The sequence below is a fragment of the Phytoactinopolyspora endophytica genome (genome assembly GCF_004138495.1).
Classification (GTDB): domain Bacteria; phylum Actinomycetota; class Actinomycetes; order Jiangellales; family Jiangellaceae; genus Phytoactinopolyspora; species Phytoactinopolyspora endophytica.
Map to the genome: position 1 here is coordinate 273,150 of NZ_ML142852.1, position 2,462 is coordinate 275,611.

Sequence of the window (2,462 nt, forward strand, 5' to 3'; positions counted from 1 at the left end):
GTTGGCGAGTTCTCGCCCAAGCTCCTCGGCCTTCTCGACTGGGCCAGTGACGGACTTGCGGATATTCACAGCGCCGTCATCGGAGATGACAGCGCCCCTTACGTACAGCTCCAGCTGAACGGTGGCATGCGACGACGTCGCCGACGCCGCTGCGGTGACCACCTGATCAATGCGCTCGTCGGCGCTTGTCAGGAGCTCTTCATCCGGTGCGTACTCCCCCTCTGCGACAACAGCGTACGCACCGACGGGCGCGCTGCAGCCGGAATCGAGAACGGCCAGCAACATACGCTCGGCCGACACCGCTGCGCGCGTCGTCGGGTCGTCCACAACGGCAAGCATGTTCGCCAGTTCGGTGTCGCCGGCGCGGCATTCGACCGCCAGCGCACCTTGCCCAGGGGCGGGCAACATCTGAAGCGGGTCGAGCACCTCGGTCACGGCATCCTGCCGACCGACTCTGGCGAGCCCGGCGTACGCGAGAACCACACCGTCGAGATGCCCATCGGCTACCTTCGACAGCCGGGTGTCGACGTTGCCGCGTATCGGCACCACATCCAGCTCGAGTCCCAGCGCACGCAGCTGCGCGGCGCGGCGCGGCGAGCCGGTCCCGATCTTCGAACCGGGAGGAAGCCCAGTCAGGGTCAGCCCGTCCCGCGCGCACAACGCATCACGCGGGTCGGCGCGTTCCGGCACCGCGGCCAAGGTCAGCCCTTCGGCCGGTCCGGTCGGCAGATCCTTCAAGGAGTGCACCGCGAAATCGACCCTGCCATCCAGCATCGCCTCGCGGAGCGCGTTCACGAACACACCGGTTCCGCCGATGCCGGCCAGCGGCTCGCTCGACACATCGCCGTAGGTGGTGATCTCGACCAGGCTCACATCGCGGCCGGTGGCCGCGGTCAGCGCATCAGCGACACCCTGGGACTGAGCCAACGCCAGTTGGCTGCCCCGGGTACCGAGCCGAAGCGGGTCGCTCATGCCTGATCACCATGTCCTCTGTCTGGTTTCACGACGGCGTCGATGGCACGCCGGTCCAAGGCGAACAGCTCTCGCAGCGCGGCCTCGTAGGACGCGCCGTCGGGCTGTGCTGCCAGCTCTTTCACCCGCACCGTAGGCGAGTGCAACAGCTTGTCCACCACCCGTCGGACCGTGGCCGACACCTCGGCTCGGGACCGTTCGTCAAGGTCGGGCAGGCGCCCTTCCATCCGAGACAGCTCAGCTTCCACGACGTCGTCGGCCATCGTCCGCAGCGCCACCACAGTGGGCGCGACACGAGCAGAGCGCCGTGCCGTTGCATAGGCCGCGACCTCATCGACGACGATGGCACGCACCTCTTCTACGTGGTCGGCCACGACACCGCCGTCGGCGTCCTGCGCTTCGGCCAGCGTCGACAGGTCAGCCAGGACGACGCCGGGCAGTTCCGCCACGGAGGCATCCACATCGTGTGGCAAGGCGAGATCGAGGATCCCCAGGGGGCGGCCCGCACGGCGCTCGACCGCTTCCTCCACCAAGTCGTAAGGGATCACCACGCCGGTGGCGCCGGTGCAGCTGACCAGCAGGTCGACACGGTCGAGTTGAGCCGGCACATCACTCATCGCCACCACGTGCCCACCGACCGACGACGCCAGGCGCGATGCGTGCTCCGGAGTCCGGTTGGCGACGATCACCTCCACGCCGGCATCGGCCAGTGTCGAGGCCGCCAGAGCCGACATGGATCCGGCACCGACCACCAGGGCGCGGCTGCCGTTGACGAGCTCTCGCCAGGATCGCCCGTCCAGCTGGCCGACCGCCCAGCCGTCCGGCGCGATCGCCGGTGCCAGACTCGCCACGCCCACCGTCACCAGAGATCGGCCGGCCGCATCGATGTCGGTCTCGGCGTGAGCACGTTTACCGGCACGCAGCGCCGACTGGAACAGTTCGGTCAGCACCCGGCCCGTCGCCCCCGATGTCTGGGCGAGCCGGAACGACTCCCGGACTTGACCCAGAATCTGCGTCTCGCCGACCACCATCGAGTCGAGTCCACTGACCACGTGGAACAGGTGGGAGACCGCCCGCTCGTCATAGTGCACGTATAAGTAAGGAGTCAGCAGCTCGAGCGGAACGCCCGTATGCGACGACAACAGGGCACCGGCCTCTTCGACCGCGCCGTGGAACGTCGCCACGTCGGCGTAGAGTTCCAGGCGGTTGCAGGTGGCGACCACGACGGCTTCCGACAGATGACTGGCCGTGTGCACCTCGTCGAGGATCTTCGCCGCCTCGTCTTTGCCCAGGGCGACGTCCTCCAGAGCTTCTACCGGGGCGCTGCGGTGCGACAGCCCCATCACCAGGACGCTCATCCACGAACCGCCTTCGCCAGTTCGACCGCTTGCTCGGCCGTGAGCGCAAGCGCTGCGCCGTTCTTCCGCTGCTCGTGGTATGCCAAGATCTGCAACTCCGTGGAAAGGTCGACCTTTCGGAGGTCGACACCG

The 2,462-nt window shown here is 67.8% G+C and carries 2 protein-coding genes and 1 pseudogene; all 3 read right to left on the reverse strand.

The features are described from left to right. Positions 1 to 972: hydroxymethylbilane synthase (gene hemC / locus ELR45_RS09670; RefSeq protein ID WP_129665842.1), on the reverse strand; the 972-nt coding region annotated here is incomplete at its 3' end. Then, positions 969 to 2,330, reverse strand: a complete 1,362-nt coding sequence (locus ELR45_RS09675) for a glutamyl-tRNA reductase (RefSeq protein ID WP_129665475.1) — start codon at positions 2,328 to 2,330, stop codon at positions 969 to 971. The genes ELR45_RS09675 and hemC, both read right to left, overlap by 4 nt. Continuing rightward, positions 2,327 to 2,462: pseudogene (locus ELR45_RS42615) on the reverse strand (redox-sensing transcriptional repressor Rex); the annotation flags it as partial. The gene ELR45_RS09675 and the pseudogene ELR45_RS42615, both read right to left, overlap by 4 nt.

What these genes read in the sequence shown, in the direction of transcription:
- ELR45_RS09675 (WP_129665475.1), bottom strand. Translation starts at nt 2,330, where the DNA reads ATGAGCGTCCTGGTGATGGGGCTGTCGCACCGCAGCGCCCCGGTAGAA.